General features: G+C 73.2%; 19 protein-coding genes. 9 read left to right on the plus strand and 10 right to left on the minus strand.

Annotation, left to right across the window (positions count from 1 at the left end):
• Window positions 1–73 precede the first annotated feature (73 nt).
• From ACFY30_RS17405 to ACFY30_RS17415, 3 genes are read right to left on the minus strand one after another with little or no spacing between them, the layout of a single operon-like run.
• Window positions 74–646, minus strand: a complete 573-nt coding sequence (locus tag ACFY30_RS17405) for an AAA family ATPase (RefSeq protein ID WP_390846030.1) — start codon at window positions 644–646, stop codon at window positions 74–76.
• A gap of 10 nt (window positions 647–656) precedes the next feature.
• A complete protein-coding gene (locus ACFY30_RS17410) occupies window positions 657–851 on the minus strand; it encodes a DUF397 domain-containing protein (RefSeq protein ID WP_390846031.1) in 195 nt (64 codons plus the stop codon).
• A gap of 8 nt (window positions 852–859) precedes the next feature.
• Window positions 860–1,711, minus strand: coding sequence for a helix-turn-helix domain-containing protein (locus ACFY30_RS17415; RefSeq protein WP_390846032.1), 852 nt, complete (start codon window positions 1,709–1,711; stop codon window positions 860–862).
• Window positions 1,712–1,886: 175 nt separating this feature from the next.
• On the opposite strand from ACFY30_RS17415, the gene ACFY30_RS17420 reads away from it, so the two are divergent.
• Both ACFY30_RS17420 and ACFY30_RS17425 read left to right on the plus strand, forming a co-directional pair.
• Window positions 1,887–2,300, plus strand: coding sequence for an ATP-binding protein (locus ACFY30_RS17420; protein ID WP_390846033.1), 414 nt, complete (start codon window positions 1,887–1,889; stop codon window positions 2,298–2,300).
• Complete coding sequence (locus ACFY30_RS17425) at window positions 2,301–3,203, plus strand: hypothetical protein (protein WP_390846034.1); 903 nt, start codon at window positions 2,301–2,303, stop codon at window positions 3,201–3,203. It abuts the gene before it with no gap.
• A 44-nt stretch (window positions 3,204–3,247) separates the two neighbouring features.
• Here the strand turns inward: ACFY30_RS17425 and ACFY30_RS17430 are convergent, their stop codons facing one another.
• Window positions 3,248–4,213, minus strand: coding sequence for a D-2-hydroxyacid dehydrogenase family protein (locus tag ACFY30_RS17430; protein ID WP_390846035.1), 966 nt, complete (start codon window positions 4,211–4,213; stop codon window positions 3,248–3,250).
• Between the two features lie 50 nt (window positions 4,214–4,263).
• On the opposite strand from ACFY30_RS17430, the gene ACFY30_RS17435 reads away from it, so the two are divergent.
• From ACFY30_RS17435 to ACFY30_RS17445, 3 genes are all read left to right on the plus strand, one after another.
• On the plus strand, window positions 4,264–4,707 hold the full coding sequence (locus ACFY30_RS17435; protein WP_390846036.1) for a DUF3052 domain-containing protein: 444 nt from the start codon (window positions 4,264–4,266) through the stop codon (window positions 4,705–4,707).
• Window positions 4,708–4,825: 118 nt separating this feature from the next.
• Window positions 4,826–5,719 carry a glycosyltransferase family 2 protein gene (locus tag ACFY30_RS17440; RefSeq protein ID WP_390846128.1) on the plus strand — a complete coding sequence of 298 codons (894 nt, stop codon included), beginning with the start codon at window positions 4,826–4,828 and terminating at the stop codon, window positions 5,717–5,719.
• A 397-nt stretch (window positions 5,720–6,116) separates the two neighbouring features.
• The gene (locus tag ACFY30_RS17445) at window positions 6,117–9,218 is read left to right on the plus strand and encodes a BTAD domain-containing putative transcriptional regulator (protein WP_390846129.1); all 3,102 of its coding nucleotides are present in this window, start codon (window positions 6,117–6,119) and stop codon (window positions 9,216–9,218) included.
• Here the strand turns inward: ACFY30_RS17445 and ACFY30_RS17450 are convergent, their stop codons facing one another.
• Complete coding sequence (locus tag ACFY30_RS17450) at window positions 9,219–10,934, minus strand: bifunctional 3'-5' exonuclease/DNA polymerase (protein ID WP_390846037.1); 1,716 nt, start codon at window positions 10,932–10,934, stop codon at window positions 9,219–9,221.
• 36 nt (window positions 10,935–10,970) lie between these two features.
• Window positions 10,971–11,705: a Clp protease N-terminal domain-containing protein gene (locus tag ACFY30_RS17455; RefSeq protein ID WP_390846038.1), complete on the minus strand. Its 735-nt coding sequence runs from the start codon at window positions 11,703–11,705 to the stop codon at window positions 10,971–10,973.
• Between the two features lie 79 nt (window positions 11,706–11,784).
• On the opposite strand from ACFY30_RS17455, the gene ACFY30_RS17460 reads away from it, so the two are divergent.
• Complete coding sequence (locus ACFY30_RS17460) at window positions 11,785–12,912, plus strand: DUF2786 domain-containing protein (protein ID WP_390846039.1); 1,128 nt, start codon at window positions 11,785–11,787, stop codon at window positions 12,910–12,912.
• A gap of 16 nt (window positions 12,913–12,928) precedes the next feature.
• On the opposite strand, the gene ACFY30_RS17465 is transcribed toward ACFY30_RS17460, so the two are convergent.
• The 4 genes from ACFY30_RS17465 to rpmB form a co-directional block, all read right to left on the minus strand.
• On the minus strand, window positions 12,929–13,456 hold the full coding sequence (locus tag ACFY30_RS17465; RefSeq protein WP_390846040.1) for a DUF4232 domain-containing protein: 528 nt from the start codon (window positions 13,454–13,456) through the stop codon (window positions 12,929–12,931).
• A 712-nt stretch (window positions 13,457–14,168) separates the two neighbouring features.
• On the minus strand, window positions 14,169–14,693 hold the full coding sequence (locus ACFY30_RS17470) for a hypothetical protein (RefSeq protein WP_390846041.1): 525 nt from the start codon (window positions 14,691–14,693) through the stop codon (window positions 14,169–14,171).
• 111 nt (window positions 14,694–14,804) lie between these two features.
• Window positions 14,805–15,110: a 30S ribosomal protein S14 gene (rpsN, locus tag ACFY30_RS17475; RefSeq protein WP_390846042.1), complete on the minus strand. Its 306-nt coding sequence runs from the start codon at window positions 15,108–15,110 to the stop codon at window positions 14,805–14,807.
• A complete protein-coding gene (gene rpmB / locus ACFY30_RS17480; protein ID WP_390846043.1) occupies window positions 15,110–15,346 on the minus strand; it encodes a 50S ribosomal protein L28 in 237 nt (78 codons plus the stop codon). The genes rpsN and rpmB overlap by 1 nt, the downstream gene beginning before the upstream one ends.
• A gap of 62 nt (window positions 15,347–15,408) precedes the next feature.
• Between rpmB and rpmG the strand changes: the two genes are divergently transcribed.
• From rpmG to ACFY30_RS17495, 3 genes are read left to right on the plus strand one after another with little or no spacing between them, the layout of a single operon-like run.
• The gene (rpmG, locus tag ACFY30_RS17485) at window positions 15,409–15,573 is read left to right on the plus strand and encodes a 50S ribosomal protein L33 (protein ID WP_390659397.1); all 165 of its coding nucleotides are present in this window, start codon (window positions 15,409–15,411) and stop codon (window positions 15,571–15,573) included.
• 2 nt (window positions 15,574–15,575) lie between these two features.
• Window positions 15,576–15,830 carry a type B 50S ribosomal protein L31 gene (locus ACFY30_RS17490; protein WP_390846044.1) on the plus strand — a complete coding sequence of 85 codons (255 nt, stop codon included), beginning with the start codon at window positions 15,576–15,578 and terminating at the stop codon, window positions 15,828–15,830.
• Window positions 15,827–17,044, plus strand: coding sequence for a CobW family GTP-binding protein (locus ACFY30_RS17495; protein WP_390846045.1), 1,218 nt, complete (start codon window positions 15,827–15,829; stop codon window positions 17,042–17,044). The genes ACFY30_RS17490 and ACFY30_RS17495 overlap by 4 nt, the downstream gene beginning before the upstream one ends.
• Window positions 17,045–17,047: the final 3 nt, after the last annotated feature.

Genomic DNA, 17,047 nt, shown 5'->3' on the forward strand with positions numbered 1-17,047 from the left:
CAAGGGCCCGGGCGGCGCGGCGGTGGACCCGGGACTGCCGCTGAGCGCCCCCGGCGCGCAGACGCGATCGACGTCATGGGGTGGACCCTGTCAGCCCCTGAACTGCGTCGATCACGTTGTCCACCACCTCGGTCACCGGCTTGGACGCATCGATGACCGTCGCGCCACCGGTTTCGTGGATCGCTCGCATCCGAGGATTCCACTTCAGGGCCGCCGCGAGCTCTTCGGGATGTCGACCGAAGGTGTTCGTGGTGCGGGTCGCGAGCCGGTGGCGGAGGGTGTCCTCGTCGATCACCAGGCACACGGTGAGGTCGAAGAGATCGCGGACGTCCGCCTCGTTCTCCGCCGACCCGCACAAAAACGCGATGCGGGAACGAGACTCCTCGACGAGGGTCTCGACGCGCTCACGGACGATCGCCCACCCGTATCGATCGAGCCAGCCCCCAGGAACCGGATCCGGAGGATCCACGACAACCTCGCCCGTGGCTCGGTCGATCCAGCGGCAGAAGCCGTCCTCGTCGGCGTCGAGCGCGACGTAGCCACGCGCTCGCAACACCCCGCAGACCGTGGACTTACCAGTTCCTGAGTTGCCCGTCACCCAGACCAATGTCACGCCGCCAGCGTAGACATTGACGGAGGTGCGCACGTCGCGGCCTTCAGTGACGGCTGTCGCCTGTGCGTATCCCTGCCAGGAGGTTCGCGAGGGCGGTGGGGGTGGTGGTGAGGACGGTGGTGGGGTCTTCGGATTCGCGGAGGTGGAGGGTGGTGGGGGTGGAGGCGAGTTCGAGGCAGTTGTTGCCGTCTCCGCCGCCTGAGAAGGTCGACTTCTGCCAGTTGTCGGGACCGGTCATGCCGCGTCTCACAGCTCCTTCGCCAGTCGGTGGATGAAATCACGCGAACGCCCGGGTTCGAGTGACGCAGCCTCCACCTTACGGAAGAGCGTTCGAAATGAGCCGAGTTGGGCCTCGGAGTCGACGAACGCCGTGCCGTGGGGCGCATCCCGTACGACGGTGTCCAGTTTGGGAACAATGCCGCCCGCGTACATCATCGTGCTCCAGGCTCCGGCGAAACCGTCGAGGTCGAAAGGGATGACACGTACGCTGACGTGGTCCGCCTCGGACAGTTCCAGGATGCGCGCGAGCTGTGCGCGTGCCGCGGCGCGGTCGTCCACCCGGATGCGTAGTGCCGCCTCGTGAATCACCGCTTCGTACGGGGTGGGGGTCGAACCCTCGATGATGGTCCGTCGGCGTAGTCGGTGCTCCACGCGCAGTTCCGTGTCCGCTCGCGGGAGTTCCGGAACCCGATACGAGAACACGGCGTGGGCGTAGGCCTCTGTCTGCAGAAGCCCAGGAACGTTGAGGGACTCGACATCGCGCCGGTGAGTGGCGTGGTACTCCAGCTCGGCGAGGTCCAGGAAGGATGTCGGCAGGCGGCCGCGATACTCCTCCCACCAGCCGCGCGTCCGGTCGGTCGCCACGGTCACCAGTGCTTCGATCAACTCCGTGTCCGTACAGGAGTAGTGAGCCGCGAGCTGTCGCACGCGCGCCTCGCTCACGCCCGCGACTCCGGACTCGATCTGGCTCAGCCGTCCCGCGTCGGTCCCCAACAGGGCGGCGGCCTCACGCCCTTTGAGTCCCGCTGCCTCCCGCAGCTTCCGCAGTTCGGTGCCCAGTCTTTCCTGACGTGCGGTCACCTGCGTTCTGCGGCCCACGACTTCCTCCTTGACTCGTTCGGGTCAGATTAGGCCAACGAGTTGCATCGTGCCAAGGTTGGCCCCTACCGTCGGTGACGCGAACCTCACTCAGCGGAAGCGCACCGCGCCGTCATGCCACGACGGCTGCGGCACTGCCACCGCCCCCGATGCCTCAGCCGACTGGAGCCGACCCATGCCTGAAAACGACTGTGACTCCTGGGAGTACTCCCTCTCCATTCCCACCGACCCCAGAGCCGTCACCGTCTCCCGCCGCACCCTCCGCCTGATCCTCACCCTCCATGGCCTCACCGGCCTCATCGAGACCGCCGAGCTCCTCGCCTCCGAGCTGGTCTCCAACGCCGTACTGCACACCAAGGGTCCGGCCTGTCTGCGCCTGCGCCACCAAAACGGCGTCCTGCAGATCGGAGCCTGGGACGCCGACCCCGAACCGCCGGAGCCGCCGGGCGAGTTCGAGGCCCGGGCCGAAGCCGAGAACGGCCGCGGCTTCGCCCTCGTACGGGCCTGCTCGGACCTGTGGGGGTGGCAGCCGCTCTCCCGGTTCGGGCATCGGGGCAAGCTGGTGTGGTGCGAGTTGGGAGCCGCGTAAATGGTCAGTTCCTCGCACGAGGCGATGCACCGCATCTTCCAGAAGGACCCCGGACTGCTCACCCGAGCCCTCCAGCAGGTGCTGCACATCCCCTTTCCCGAGCCGCACGACTTCGCCGCCATGAACGTCGATCTCACCGAGATCGAGCCCATCGAGCGCCGCGTGGACACGCTGATGCGGGCCGAGACCGACAGGGGCACGTATCTCCTGGTCGTGGAGTCGCAAGGAAAGCCGGACGACAGGAAGCGGGGCAGTTGGCCGTACTACCTCGGCTACCTGCGTGAGAAGTACCGGTGCGAGCCCGTCCTCATCGTCGTCACCCAGAACAGCGCCACGGCTCGATGGGCGGCGGAGCCCATCCACGTCGGGGTGCCGGAGCGGCCGTCCATGACGGTGTGGCCCTTCGTGCTGGGGCCGGACAACGTTCCGCTGATCACGGACGAGCGAGAGGCGGCACGGGACGTACCCCTTGCGGTGCTCTCGGCCATGACACACGGCCGCGGGCGCCAGGCTCCGGCGATACTGGAGTCGCTGGAAGCCGCCCTGCGGACCCTGGACCGCGACACCGCCGCGGTCCTCGCTCAATTCGTCGACTCGTGCCTGGCCGACCCCCAGGCCCGGCAGATGTGGAGGGACCTGATGACGGCGATGCAGTACTTCTGGCGGCACCCGTTCGCCGAGGAGGCACGGGAAGAAGGCCGGGAGGAGGGCCGGGAGGAGGGCCGGATCCAGGCGCTTGCCGAGATGACCCTGAACATCCTGCGCTGGCGCGGCATCGACGTCCCCGACCAGGTCCGCGACCGGGTCGATTCCTGCACCGACCTCGACCGGCTCACCACCTGGTCCCAGCGCGCCGTGCACGCCACCACCGCTGAAGAGCTGTTCGAGGGCGAACAACCCTGATACCCGGGCGGGTGCTGGGCCGGCTCACGGATCTCGCCGCCCCGTCACAGGGAGCCCAGCACCCGCACCGGCGTCCCCGCCAGATACCCCCGGACCGCCTCCGCCGCCTGCCCGTAGTACCGCTCGTAGTTCGCCCGGGAGACGTAACCCAGGTGCGGGGTCGCCAGCAGGCGGGGAGCTGTTCGCATCGGGTGATCCGCCGGCAGCGGCTCCACGTCGAACACGTCCACCCTCGCCCCCGCGAAGCGGCCCTCCCGCAGGGCCGCCAGCAGCGGCTCCTGGTCCACGATCGCCGCCCGCGAGGTGTTGATCAGATACGCCGTCGGCTTCAGCAGGGCCAGTTCCGCGGCGCCGATCAGTCCCCGCGTACGGTCGCTCAACGCCAGGTGCACCGACACGAAGTCGGCCTCCGCCAGCAGTTCCTCCTTCGAGGAGGCCAGCCGCACGCCCACCTCCTCCGCCCGCTCCGCCCGCAGGTTCCGGCTCCACGCGCTCACCTCCATCCCGAACGCCGACCCCACCCTCGCCACCAGGCTGCCGATTTTTCCCAGGCCCAGCAGTCCGAGTCGGCGGCCGTGCAGATCGGCGCCGACCGTGGACTGCCACGGCCCGCCCTCCCGCAGGGCGGTGCTCTCCTGGACCAGGCCCCTCGCCAGGCCCAGCAGCAGTGCCCACGTCAGCTCCACCGGCGGAGCCGACGAGCTCTCCGTACCGCACACCGTCACGCCGTTCGCCCGCGCCGCGGCGTAGTCGATCACCGAGTTGCGCATGCCGGAGGCGATCAGCAGCCGGAGCCGGGGCAGCCGGGCGAACAGTGACGCCGGAAAGGCGACCCGTTCCCGCAGGGTCACCACGCAGTCGAAGCCGGCCAGGGCCGCCGCGAGCTCGCCCTCGTCGCCGAAGTGCTCGGTGAAGGACACCACCTCCACCTCCTCACCCGGCACCGACCAGTCGGCGTAGGTCGTGGCGACGTTCTGGAAGTCGTCGAGTACGGCGCAGCGGAACGGCATGGTGTCTCCTCCGGACGGGAGCCGGTCGGATGCGAGGCTACGGTGGGACCGTGAGCGACACCTCCGCGACCGGCGGCGGCCACTCCGGCACCCCCCTCGCCAGGAAGCTCGGCGTCAAGCCGGGCCAGGGACACCGGCTGCGCCTGCTGCACGCCCCGGCCGGGTGGGCCGTACCCGACCTGCCGGAGGACACCGACGTCGCCCCGGGCGGTCCCCGCGGCGCCGACATCACCGTCGCCTTCTACCGCGCCCGCGCCGATCTCGCCGCCGAGACCCCCACCCTCGTCCGCGAGCTCGCCGACGCCGCCGTGCTCTGGATCGCCTGGCCCCGCAAGGCCGCCGGCCACGTCAGCGACCTCGCCGAGAACGACCTGCGCGACCTCTTCCTCCCGCTCGGTGTCGTCGATGTGAAGGTCGCGGCGCTGGGGGAGGACTGGTCGGGGCTGAAGTTCGTACGGCGGCGGGAAAATCGCCGTAAAAGCGGCCCAAAGTGAACCGGTGTTCGGGCAACCTCCGTATCTAGGGCAACATCTTGGTGAACGACGGGCGTCGCGCGACGGGAGCGCGGATGAGTGTCGCCGTCGGCGGACGGAGTGAGGGGCGTTGAGGGACGTGGTGGAGCCGAGGATCGCCGTCGCCGTGGTGACCATGGGCAACCGGCCCGCCGAGGTCGACGCCCTGCTGGAGTCGGTCGCCAAGCAGGACCTGGCCCCCGCCCGCATCGTGATCGTCGGCAACGGCTGTGAGCTTCCCGAGTTCGCCGAGCGTCTCTCCCTGCCGGGCGAGGTCACCACCATCGACGTCGAGGAGAACCTCGGCTGCCCCGGCGGCCGCAACGTCGCCCTCGCCCGGCTGCGGGAGTTCGGGGACGTCGACGTCGTCGTCGAACTGGACGACGACGGGCTGCTCGTCGACGCCGACGTGCTGCGCCGCGTGCGGGATCTGTACGCCGCCGACCCCCGCCTCGGCATCGTCGGCTTCCGCATCGCCGACGAGACCGGCGAGACCCAGCGCCGGCACGTGCCGCGCGTCGGCGCCTCCGACCCGATGGAGGGCGGGTACGTCACCGGCTTCCTCGGCGGCGGGCACGCGCTCAGCATGGCCATGCTCGCCGAGACCGGCGACTGGCCCGCCGAGTTCTTCTTCGCGCACGAGGAGACCGACCTGGCCTGGCGCGCCACCGACGCCGGCTGGAAGATTCTCTACGCGCCCGAGCTGCTGCTCCAGCACCCCAAGACCTCGCCCGCCCGGCACGCCATCTACTACCGCGTCACCGCCCGCAACCGCGTCTGGCTGGTCCGGCGCAACCTGCCCCTGCCGCTCATCCCGGTCCATCTCGGGGTGTGGATCGCCGTCACGCTGCTGCGCACACGCTCGCTCGGCGGGCTCAAGGCCTGGTTCGGCGGGTTCGCGGAGGGGGTGCGGCGACCGGCCGGTCCCCGGCGGCCCATGCGATGGCGGACCGTATGGCGGCTGACCCGACTCGGCCGCCCACCCGTCATCTGACCGGCTGTCCGTTCCCCGGCCGGCTGTCCGTCGTCCGGCCGTTCCCTGTCGTCCGGCCGTTCCCTGTCGTCCGGCCGTTCCCTGTCGTCCGGCCGTTCCCTGTCGTCCGGCCGGCTGTCTGCCGTCCGGCCGACACGCGTAGATACAGGGCGCGAGCCCCGGTCGTTCACCTCCGCCGACCGGGGCCCGGCACGCCCCCCGGACCCGGCCGCGGCGGCGGCACTCCCCCGAGTTGCGCGTTCACACGCGCGCACCGTCGGGCCGGTTCCGATGATGTGATCACATCAGGTTGGACCAACGGATCGCTAACATATTGCCAACGGGTGCCCCTGTCGCCGCTGGTCACATGGCCTGAAGCGACTGTTTGCACAGAGACGGAAAGGCGGCGGTAGACGTGATGCGGCAGGACGAGCTGCGGTTCGGACTGCTCGGGCCGCCGGTCCTCTTCTTCCCCGGCGAGCCGTACACAACCATCCGCAGCCCCAAGATCCGCACCCTCCTCGCCGTCCTCCTCCTCGACGCCGGCCGGATCGTGCCCGTCGAGTCGCTGAAGGAGGCGCTGTGGGGCGGCGCGCCGCCGGCCTCCGCGCAAGCCTCGCTGCACAACCACGTCACCCGGCTGCGCCGGCTGCTCGACGACCCGGAGCGGCTGCGGGCGGTGCCGCCCGGCTACCAACTCCGCGTCGAACAGGGCGAGCTCGACGTCCATGTCTTCGAGCGGCACGTCGCCACCGCGCGCGGGGCGCACGCCGCCCGCAACTGGGAGCGCGTCGTGGCCGAGTGCGCTGCCGCGCTCGCGCTGTGGCGCGGCACCCCGCTCAGCGGGCTCCCCGCCGACCTGGGCGGCTACGCCCTCGTACGGCGGCTGCGGGAGGCCCGGTTGCTCCTGCTGGAGTGGCGCTACGACGCCGAACTCGCCCTCGGCGGCGGCCGGCCGGACCGGATCGTCCCGGAGCTGACCGCGCTGGCTGCCGAGTATCCGCTGCGCGAGGCGTACCACCGTCAGCTGATGCTCGCCCTGCACCACACCGGCCGCCAGGCCGAGGCCCTCGCCGTCCACCGTGATCTGCGCACCCGTCTCGTCGAGGAACTCGGCGTCGAACCGGGACCGGCGGTCCGCGAGGCGCATGTGGAGGTGCTGCGGGGAGGCGCGGAGGGAGACGCCTACGCGGAGCAGCCGGGCAGTGCTGACGGCGGTGAGGGTGGCAGCCAGGCCGGCGGTGGGGGCGGCAGCCAGGGCAGTGGTGAGGGCTGCATCGAGCCCCCCGGAGCCTCCCAGCCCCCCGGCGTCTCCCTCGGTTCGCCGGCCGCCGCCCGCAGTCCGGCCCAACTTCCCCCGCCGCCCGCGCACTTCACCGGCCGGGACGGCATCCTCCGCCGGCTCGTCGGCCTTCTCGCGGCACCCCCACCGGAGGGCCCCACCCCGCTCGCCGTCATCAGCGGCATGGCCGGCGTCGGCAAGAGCGCCCTCGCCCTGCAGGTGGCCCACACCCTGAGGGAACGTTTCACCAGCGGTCAGCTCTATCTCAACCTGCACGGCTCCACCCCCGGCATGACGCCCCTCCCCGCCGCCCAGGCACTCGCCGCCCTCCTGCGCGACCTCGGCACCGAACCCCGGCACATCCCCGAACACCCGGACGCGGCGGCCGCGTTGCTGCGCACCCTGCTCGCACCCACCCGCACCCTGCTCGTCCTGGACGACGCCGCGAGCGCCGCCCAGATCCGCCCCCTGCTGCCGGCCGGTCCCGGCTGCGCGGTGATCGTCACCAGCCGGTCCCCGCTCACCGCCCTCGACGGCGTCCACCGCTTTCCGCTCGCGCCCCTGTCGGGCGAGGACAGCGCCACCCTGCTGCGCGCGCTGTCCGGCCGTGACGACCCCGACGACCCCGAGGGCGACGACGGCCTCTACGGTCTGGACGCGCACCACCCGCTCATCGGACTCACCGGGCGCCTGCCGCTCGCCCTGCGAATCGTCGCCGCCCGCCTGGCCGCCCGCCGGGCCCTCACCCCGGACACCCTCGCCCGGCAACTGGCCGCCACCCAGGGCAGGTTGCACCACCTCGAATACGACGACCTGAGCGTGCGCCGCTCCCTCGCCGTCGCCCACGACGCCCTCGCCGCCTCCGCCCGCGAGGCCGACCAGGACGCGGCCCTCGCCCTGCGCCGCATCGGCGCCCTCGACCTGCCCGCGTACGGTGTGCCCCTGCTGGCCCGCCTCACCGGCACCGACGAGCGCCGCACCGAGGCCGCCCTGGACCGGCTCGTCGACGTGGCCCTGCTGGAGGAGAGCGCCTACGGCCGGTACGCGCCCCACGACCTCGTACGGGACTTCGCGCGTGAACTCGCCTGGAGCGACGGGCGGTCCGGCTCCGTCAGGCGCGACGCCCTCCACTGGTACGCCGCCGTCGCCGAACGCACCCTCACCGCCATCATCGAACCCGGGCCCGACCAGGACGACCGCCGGCGTCCCACCGGCGCGCAGCCTCCCGCCCACGCCGCGCACCTCGCGGCCGCGCCCGCCTTCCCCGGGCCCGAGGAGGCCTTCGCCTGGGCGGACACCGAACTGGAGAACGTCGTCGCCCTGGTGGAGGACGCCGGCGAAGACACCGAGGCTGCCGGCCTCGTCTCCACTCTTCTGCGCCTGCTCTTCCCCTACCTCCAGCGCCGGGGCCGGGTCGCCGAGATGGAGGTGCTCGGGCAGGCCGCGCTGCGCACGGCGCGGCTGCTCGGGGACGAGGCGGCGGAGGCGTACGCGCTCGGCGACCTCGCGGGCCTGCACTTCCTGACCGGCCGCCAGCAGCAGGCGCTGGTCCTCAACGACCGTGCCCTGGACGTGTGGAGCCGGCTCGGCCGGCTCTCCTGGGTCCGCCGCTGCCTCAACAACCGGGGGCTGCTGCTGGAGAGCCTCGGCCGGTACGAGGAGTCCGGCGACGCCCTGCGCCGGAGCCTGGAGTACTCGCGCCGGCTGAACGACCCGCACGGCGAGGCCGTCACCCACAGCCACCTCGGCAACCTCTACGAGCACACCGACCCGCGCGCCGCCATCGAGCAGCACCGCCGCTCCCTGGCCCTCGGGGACCGGATTGGCGCCGTGATCGTGCAGCACTCGGCGCACTGCAACATCGGCTACGCCCATCTCACCCTCGGCGAACCGGCCGCCGCCCTGCCGCACTTCGAGGAGAGCCTGCGCATTCTCGGCGGACACGGCGACTGGCACGGCGAGTCGCAGACCCGGCTGGGGCTGGTCCGCGCCCTGCGCCTGCTGGGCCGTACCGGACCGGCCACGGCGGAGTGCGCCGAACTGCTGCGCCGCGCCGACGCCCGCGCCGACCGTTACACGGGCGGGCTCGCCCGGCACCAGCACGGTCTCCTGCTGCGCGAGCAGGGGCGTACGGACCAGGCCCGCGCGCAGTGGCGGGCGGCCCTCGACGCGCTGGACGGGACGGACGCGCAGGCGGTCGTGGCCGAACTCGCGGAACTGCTGGACGGTTCGGGGTGATCACTTCGCGTCGGCATAGCACTCCACCACCGCCGTCGTGAACGGAAACCGCACCGGGGTCTCCCCGAACGTCAGCCGTCCCGCCAGGCCGGCCGCCTCCCGGATCGCGGCGACGACGGTCTCCGCCTCCTCCTCCGGGCAGTGCACGATCACCTCGTCGTGCTGGAAGAAGACCAGTTCGGCCGCCATGTCCGCACAGGTGCGCCGCAGTGCGGCGAGCAGCAGCAGCGCCCAGTCGGCGGCGCTGCCCTGGACGACGAAGTTGCGGGCGAAACGGCCCCGCGCGCGGGCGTCGGAGGAGGCGTAACCGGGCACCCAGGGCCGGCCCTCCTCCGCTTCCCCGCGCTCGGCCGGACCGGCGGGGCCGACCGGGATGCCCGCCTCCTCCGTCCCGGCGTCGTCCGCGCCGACCGCCGGCGGGCAGGTCCGCCCCAGCCAGGTCCGGACGAGCCGGCCCTCCTCGCCCGCCCTGGCCGCGTCGTCCACGTACGCCACCGCGCGCGGGAAGCGGCGGCGGAGCGCGGCGAGGTTCTTCAGGCCGTCCCCGGAGGTCTGGCCGTACACCGCGCCGAGGACGGCGATCTTCGCCTGGTCGCGGTCGCCGGAGAAGGCGCGGTCGGAGACGGACTGGTACAGGTCCGTCTCCTGGCCGGCCACCTCCATCAGACCGGGGTCGCGGGAGATCGCCGCCAGGACGCGCGGCTCCATCTGGTCGGCGTCGGCGACCACCAGCCGCCAGCCGGGGTCGGCGACCACGGCCCGCCGGATGACCTTGGGGATCTGCAGGGCGCCCCCGCCGTTGGTGACCCAGCGGCCGGTGACCGTGCCGTGCGCCAGGAACTCGGGGCGGAAGCGGCCCTCGCGCACCCAGTCCTGCAGCCAGGACCAGCCGTGGGCGACCCAGATGCGGTACAGCTTCTTGTACTCGATCAGCGGTTTCACGGCCGGGTGGTCGATCGACTGCAGTTCCCAGCGGCGGGTCGACTTCACCCGGATCCCGGCCCGGGCGAACGCCTTGATCACGTCGGCGGGCAGGTCGGGGCGGACCCGGTGTCCGAAGGCGGCGGACACCTCGTCGGCCAGCTCGGCCAGCCGGCGCGGCTCGCCCCCGCCCGCGTACCGCTCGCCGAGCAGGTCCTGCAGCACCGCGCGGTGCACGTCCGCGCTCCACGGCAGCCCCGAGCGGTTCATCTCGGCGGCCACCAGCATCCCCGCCGACTCGGCCGCCGTCAGCAGCCGCATCCGGTCCGGGTGCTCGGCCCGCGCATGCCGCCGCTGCTGCTCGGCGTAGACCTCGGCGAGGTCGGTGAGCGGCAGGGGGGCGGACTGGACGGACCGCGGTTCGAAGAGCGAGGACTGGGCGCCGGGCGCGGCGGAGCGCTGCGGCGGGTCCGGCGGGACGGGTCCGCCGCGCAGCCGGGCCAGGGCGGCGGCGGCCGAACGGGGTTCTCCGTACCGCCCCTCGTGGCCCAGGAGGAGGGTCTCGGCGTCCTCGACGTCGTAGCACCGCTCCACCCGCACCCCCGCGGCGAGCAGTCGCGGATACACCTCGGCCGTGGAGCGCCAGACCCAGCGGGTGACGCCGGGCCGCTCGCGCACCGCACGCGCCAGGTCCGCCTCCCGCAGCACCGGGCCGGCGGGCAGCCCGTCCGGACCGAGGGGGGCGAGCTCGGCGCCGCCGTCCTCGGCCGGGGCGAGGGCCCACCGGTCGGTCATGGTTGCGAGTGTCGCAGGAGGGTCTGACAACGGCCCTCAGCTCTGCTCGTCGAACGTCACCTTGATCTTGTCGAGGGCCGCGAGCAGGTACTCCTCGGCGGCCGGCTTGGTGAGGCCGAGACCCGACAGCACGCCCTCGCCGTTCTCGAACTCCAGCAGGGCGAGCAGGATGTGCTCGGTGCCGATGTAGTTGTGGCCGAGGCGGAGCGCCTCGCGGAAAGTCAGTTCCAGGACCTTCTTGGCGTCGGAGCCGTACGGGACGAGTTCCGGGACGTCCTCGGCGGCGGCGGGCAGTGCGGCGCCGGCTGCCTGGCGCACGTCGTCCAGGAGGAGGCCCTGCGCGGTGATCGCCTTGGCAGCCAGGCCCTCCGGTTCGGCCAGCAGGCCGAGGGCGAGGTGTTCGGGGCGGCCCTCGGTGTTGCCGGCGGCGATGGCCTCGTTGTGGGCGGCCATCACGACGTTGCGGGCGCGCGGGGTGTAGCGGCTGAAGCCCTGGCTCGGATCGAGGTCGGCCGACTCCTTGGGCACGAACCGCTTCTGCGCGGCCTGCCGTGTGACGCCCATGCTCCTGCCGATGTCCGTCCAGGAGGCGCCCGAGCGGCGGGCCTGGTCGACGAAGTGCCCGATCAGATGGTCGGCCACCTCGCCGAGGTGATCGGCGGCGATGACCGCGTCCTGGAGCTGGTCGAGGGGTTCGGGGTGGACCTTCTTGATGGCCGCGATGAGTTCGTCGAGCCGTACGGATGACGTGATGGAGGGGTTCGTCGTCATGTGTCAACCGTAGGTTGACGCCTAGGGACTGTCAACCTCGGGTTGTCAGTGGCGCACGCGCGCGTGTCACCATCGACCGGTGAGCAGCACCAGCACCCCCGACGACGCCGTCGAACGCGCCCTGCGGACCGCCCTCCACGACACCGCCGACACCGCCCTCGACGCCGGCGCCTCCCTTCTCGCCGCCGACCCCTCGGCGGACGCCGAACTCGCCCGGCGCGGAACGGAGTTCGTGGCGGCGGCCTGGCGGCGCGGCTGGCAGCCCGCCGACGTCGTACGGCTCGTGCGGCGCGAACTGGACGAGGTCCACGTACGCCTGCTGGCCGCGCTGATCCGTGCGCAGGCACCGGACGACAGGGCGCGCGGCCCCCGCTGGAGGGCCCAGCTGGCCGGCCTGCCCGCCGAGGCGCCGCCTCGCACCGACCGCTTCTCGCGCGCCACCGCGGTGCTGGAGCTCTACCGCCTGCTGCTGCGCCTGCCCGCGCTCGAACCCCTCGACGAGTCACGGCCGGGGCCGGGCCGCCGCTCCGGCTCGCGCATGCTCACGCGGATCCGCGCGCTGCTCGCCAAGGCGGAGGCGACCGGGTATCCGCAGGAGGCGGAGGCGCTCACCGCGAAGGCGCAGGAGCTGATGGCCCGGCACAGCGTCGACGAGGCGCTGCTCGACGCGCAGGCCCCGGACCCGGACGCGCCCGGCGCCTGCCGGATCGGCGTGGAACCGCCGTACGAGCAGGCCAAGGCGGTGCTGCTGGACGCGGTCGCGGACGCCAACCACTGCCGGGCGGTCTGGAACGAACCCTTCGGTTTCTCCACGGTCGTCGGGTTCGAGGCCGACCTGGAGGCGGTGGAACTGCTCTACACCTCGCTCCTGGTGCAGGCGCAGTCCGCGCTGGCGAAGGCGGAGGCCGCCCAGCGTGCCGGCGGACGCAAGCGGACCAAGACCTTCCGGCAGTCCTTCCTCGCCGCCTACGCGCACCGTATCGGCAGCCGCCTCGGCGAGGTCGCGGCCGCCGCCGGAACCCAGGTGAGCGACGACCTGCTGCCCGTCCTCGCCACCCGGGAGGTCGCGGTCACGGCGGCCACCGACCGGATGTTCCCGGACACGGTCACCACCCGGCTGCGCGGGATCACCGACGAGGCGGGCTGGACCGAGGGCGCCGAGGCCGCCGACCGGGCGCAGGTCGGCTCGCGGCCCCGGCTGCCGTGACCCCGCGGCCGCGGCGTCAGTCGCCGGCCTGCTGGAAAGCCGTCACCGAGGCGTCCGGCACGTCCACGCTCTTCAGCGCCACCGCACCGTAGGACCAGGGGAAGCTCTCGGTCTTGTCGGACCCCGGCAGGCCGTACTTCACCGTCTTGACGGCGAGGCTCTCGGCGTCGCCGCCGCCCCGCACATAGGTGATCGTGAAGGTGAAGGTGCCCTGCTCGGGGACGGTCAGCTTCTGCGCCTCGGCGCCGGCGGCCTTCTCCACGGTCGCGGAGGCCTCGCCCGCCTGGAGGCCGACGGCGGGGAAGCCGTCCAGGGTGCACTCGGCGCCCTTGTTGGTGAGCGTGACGGTGACGTTGCCGGTGTCCCCGGCGGCGGGGGCGGCGTCGACCGGGCCGACCTCCTGGCTCAGCTCGCCGAAGGCGCAGGCGGAACCGGCGGCCTTGCTCCCGGTGTCGCCGGAGCCGCTGTCGTCGTCGCCGCCGGAGCAGGCGGTGAGGAGCAGGGCCGAGGCGAGGGCGGTGACGGTGATCGGAACGGCGCGCATGAAGGGTCCCCTGAGGTTCGTGACGGTGCTCGAAGGATCATCACGCACGCGTGCGCCGCAGTGTCGCGCGCCCCCGTCCCAGACGCCACGCTCCCCAGCGGCACGTCCCTGCGGCGCGGCTCGGGCGTCATGCTCCCTGCGGCAGGTCCCTGCGGCAGGTCCCTGCGGCAGGTCCCAGCGGCAGGTCCCTGTGGCAGGTCCCTGCGGCGCGGCTCGGGCGTCATGCTCCCTGCGGCACGTCCCTGCGGCGCGGCTCGGGCTTCAAGGTCCCAGCGTCCCGCCCCCTGCGGCATGGCTCGGGCGTCACGCCCCTGCGCACCCCGCCAGTGGCACGCCCCACCGGCACGCCCCTGCGGCCGGCTCTGGCGTCCCGCCCCCGCACCCCGCCAGCGGCACGCGCCCAGCGGTATGCCCCTGCGGCGCGCCCCAGCGGTACGGATCAGGCGGCGCGCCCCCTGCGGGCGCGCCCCAGCGGCACCCCGTCGGCGGCACGTTCCCGGCGGCGCGGCTCCGGCCTCCCGCCCCAGCGGCGCGGCTCCTGCGACACGCTCCCCAGCGGGCACGCCCCAGGGTCACGGCTCCGGCGTCACGCAGCGGGCACGCCCCAGGGTCACGGCTCCGGCGTCACGCAGCGGGCACGCCCCAGCGCCACGTCCCCAGCGGCACCGCTCCGGCCCCGGCGCCGCGACTCCCGCCCCGGGTGCGGCGAGTCCTACCCCGCCGTCGGCAGACCCGAAGGCAGCTGGCCGCCCTCGGTCTTGGTGTACGTCTCCTTGCCGGCCGCGCCCGTCCAGGTGACCGTCAGCGAGTCGCCGTCGACGGAGTCGACCATGCCGGTGGTGCGGGCCTTCGAGCCGGTCGGGCACTTGAGGTAGATCATCTCCATGCCCGCCTGCTTGCCGGCCGTCCCGCTGCACACGGTCCCGCCGGTGGCGAAGAGGGCGGCCTGCTCACCGTTGATGATCAGTGCCACGGCCTTGCCGTCCGCCGTGGTCAGCCAGCTGCCCTCCAGCTCGCTCGCGGCCGACGCGGTGGCCCCGCCCGAGTCGCCGCTCGCGCCGCCGGTGTCCGCGGTCGCCGTCCCGGCGGAGACGGACGGTGCGGCCGTGGCGTCGTCGTCGCCCCCGTCGCCCGCTCCGCATCCGGTCAGCGCGAGCGCGCCCGCCAGCGCCGCGGCCACGGCCACGGCCCGCACCGGCCGACGGGACGTGCCGCGCGAGTAGATCGCCGAAGTCACTGCAAGCTCCCAGGGTGTAGCCGGACGGGTCGGACCGGCAGCAAGCTACCAGCACGCCCCGCCGCAACCCTGGGCGCGGCCTGTGACCTGACAGGACGGGCCTGTGAGCTGCTACCAGGACGCCTTCCGCACCCCCGGCAGACATCCGGCGTGCGCGAGCTCCCGCACCCCCACCCGGGACAGCCCGAACGCCCGGAAGTAACCACGCGGCCGCCCGTCCACCTGGTCCCGGTTGCGCACGCGCGTGGCGCTCGCGTCCCTCGGCTGCCGGCGCAGCTCCCGCTGGGCGGCGAGCCGCTCGGCCTGGGCCGACGAGGGCCGCCGGACGATCTCCTTCAGCTCGGCCCGCCGCTCGGCGTACCGCGCGACGACCTCCCGACGCTTCTCGTTCTTCGCGACCTTGCTCTTCTTCGCCATCAGACGCGCACCCCGCGCGCCCGGATCCGGGCCACGGCCGCCTCGACGCCGATCGCGTCCACGGTCCTGATCCCCTTCGTGCTCAGCCGCAGCCGTACGTACCGGCCCTCGCCCGGCAGCCAGTAGCGCTTGGACTGGACGTTCGGGTCGAAGCGGCGGGAGGTCCGCCGGTGGGAGTGGGAGACGCGGTTGCCGAAGCCGGGCCGGGCCCCGGTCAGCATGCAGTGCGCGGACATGGGTGACGTACCTCTCTCGAACCACTATCGCTAATGGGATTCATTTTCAGTAACATAGCAGCATGGCACGCAACGAACTCCGCCCGGTCGTCAGACTCCGGTCCACGGCGGGGACCGGCTTCACGTACGTCACCCGCAAGAACCGCCGCAACGACCCGGACCGTATGACCCTCCGGAAGTACGACCCGGTCGCCGGCCGCCACGTCGAGTTCCGAGAGGAGCGCTGACCATGCGCGAGGGAATCCACCCGGCCTACGGTCCGGTCGTCTTCCGTGACCGTGCCGCGCACCACGCCTTCCTGACCCGCTCGACCATGACGAGCGAGAAGCTCATCGAGTGGGAGGACGGCCGCACCTACCCGGTGGTGGACGTCGAGATCTCGAACGTCAGCCACCCCTTCTACACCGGCACCGCCCGCGTCATGGACACTGCCGGCCGCGTCGAGCGCTTCGAGCGCCGGTACGGGAAGCGGGGCGGGGCGTGAGCCTGTCGGTGGTGATCGTCGGCGGGCTGCACGCCGACGCCCGCCGGGCGACGGTGGCGCGCCTGCTCGCCGACGTCCCCGGCAGCGTCGCACTCCACCACGACCTGGCCGCGGCCGTGGCCGGTACGGTCGTACGGACCGTCCGCGACGCCGGCGGAGTCCTCTCCGCCGGCGAGGCGCCCCTGGTCAATGACTGCGCCTGCTGCGCCCTGCGTGAGGACCTGGTCCCCGAGCTGCGCCGCCTCGCCGACGACGGCACCACCCGGCTCGCGGTCGTCGAGCTCTGGGACTCCGTGGAGCCCAAGGCCATGGCCGAGGTGGTCGTGGCCGGCGGCCTCACCGTCACCGGCGTGATCACCGCCGTCGACCCGGCGCTGCTGCTGCCCTGCCTCGGCAACGGCGACGACCTCGCGGACGTGGGCCTCGCCGCGGCCGCCACCGACCGGCGGACCGTCGCCGACACCTTCGCGCGCCAGCTGGAGTACGCCCCCGTGCTGGCCGTCGTCGACTCCGGGGAGGCCGACGACGAGGACCGCGAGCTGCTCGCCCAGCTCCATCCGACGGCCCGCCGGGTCCCGTTGCCGGCCGGCCACCCCGAGGCACCCGTGGCCGGGTCCGCCCGGCCGCCGGAGGGCGCACGGACCGACGCATCGGCACGTGCATATGCACACGGCACTTCCGAGCTGGCGGCCGCCGCCCTGGCCGGCTTCGACGCCGAGGCGGCCGCGGCCGCGCAGCACCCCGCCTGTGCGCTGCTCCCGGCCGAGGCCGATGCCCACGGCGTCTCCACCCTCGTCTGGCACCGGAGCCGCCCCTTCCACCCGGAGCGGCTGTACGCGGCGCTGGAGGACCTGACCTGCGCCGCCGCCCGCAGCCGGGGCCGGTTCTGGCTCGCCGACAGACCCGAGACGCTGCTCCACTGGGACGCCGCGGGCGGTGCGCTGTGCGTGGAGTCGGCGGGCCCCTGGCTGGCCTCCCTCCCGGACGCGGCCTGGGACATGGTCCCGCCGGTGCGCCGTGCCGCAGCGGCGCTGGACTGGCACCCCGAGCACGGCGACTGCTGCCAGCACCTGGTCTTCACGTCCCCGGGCCTCGACCGCGACGGGCTCGAACGGCTCCTGGAGTCCTGCCTGCTCACCGACGCCGAGTACGCCGCGGGCCGCGACGCCTGGAAGCGGCTGCCGCCCGCCTTCGACACCCTCCTGGAGGTCTGACCC

Origin of the sequence: Streptomyces sp. NPDC000345 (assembly GCF_042898825.1) — a bacterium.
Lineage (GTDB): Bacteria > Actinomycetota > Actinomycetes > Streptomycetales > Streptomycetaceae > Streptomyces.

Coding starts and splice junctions, on each gene's coding strand:
- ACFY30_RS17445 (WP_390846129.1), top strand. CDS start 6,117: ATGCGGCAGGACGAGCTGCGGTTCGGACTGCTCGGGCCGCCGGTCCTC.
- ACFY30_RS17420 (WP_390846033.1), top strand. CDS start 1,887: ATGCCTGAAAACGACTGTGACTCCTGGGAGTACTCCCTCTCCATTCCC.
- ACFY30_RS17425 (WP_390846034.1), top strand. CDS start 2,301: ATGGTCAGTTCCTCGCACGAGGCGATGCACCGCATCTTCCAGAAGGAC.
- ACFY30_RS17430 (WP_390846035.1), bottom strand. CDS start 4,213: ATGCCGTTCCGCTGCGCCGTACTCGACGACTTCCAGAACGTCGCCACG.
- ACFY30_RS17450 (WP_390846037.1), bottom strand. CDS start 10,934: ATGACCGACCGGTGGGCCCTCGCCCCGGCCGAGGACGGCGGCGCCGAG.
- ACFY30_RS17455 (WP_390846038.1), bottom strand. CDS start 11,705: ATGACGACGAACCCCTCCATCACGTCATCCGTACGGCTCGACGAACTC.
- ACFY30_RS17410 (WP_390846031.1), bottom strand. CDS start 851: ATGACCGGTCCCGACAACTGGCAGAAGTCGACCTTCTCAGGCGGCGGA.
- ACFY30_RS17465 (WP_390846040.1), bottom strand. CDS start 13,456: ATGCGCGCCGTTCCGATCACCGTCACCGCCCTCGCCTCGGCCCTGCTC.
- rpmB (WP_390846043.1), bottom strand. CDS start 15,346: ATGTCCGCGCACTGCATGCTGACCGGGGCCCGGCCCGGCTTCGGCAAC.
- ACFY30_RS17490 (WP_390846044.1), top strand. CDS start 15,576: ATGCGCGAGGGAATCCACCCGGCCTACGGTCCGGTCGTCTTCCGTGAC.
- rpsN (WP_390846042.1), bottom strand. CDS start 15,110: ATGGCGAAGAAGAGCAAGGTCGCGAAGAACGAGAAGCGTCGGGAGGTC.
- rpmG (WP_390659397.1), top strand. CDS start 15,409: ATGGCACGCAACGAACTCCGCCCGGTCGTCAGACTCCGGTCCACGGCG.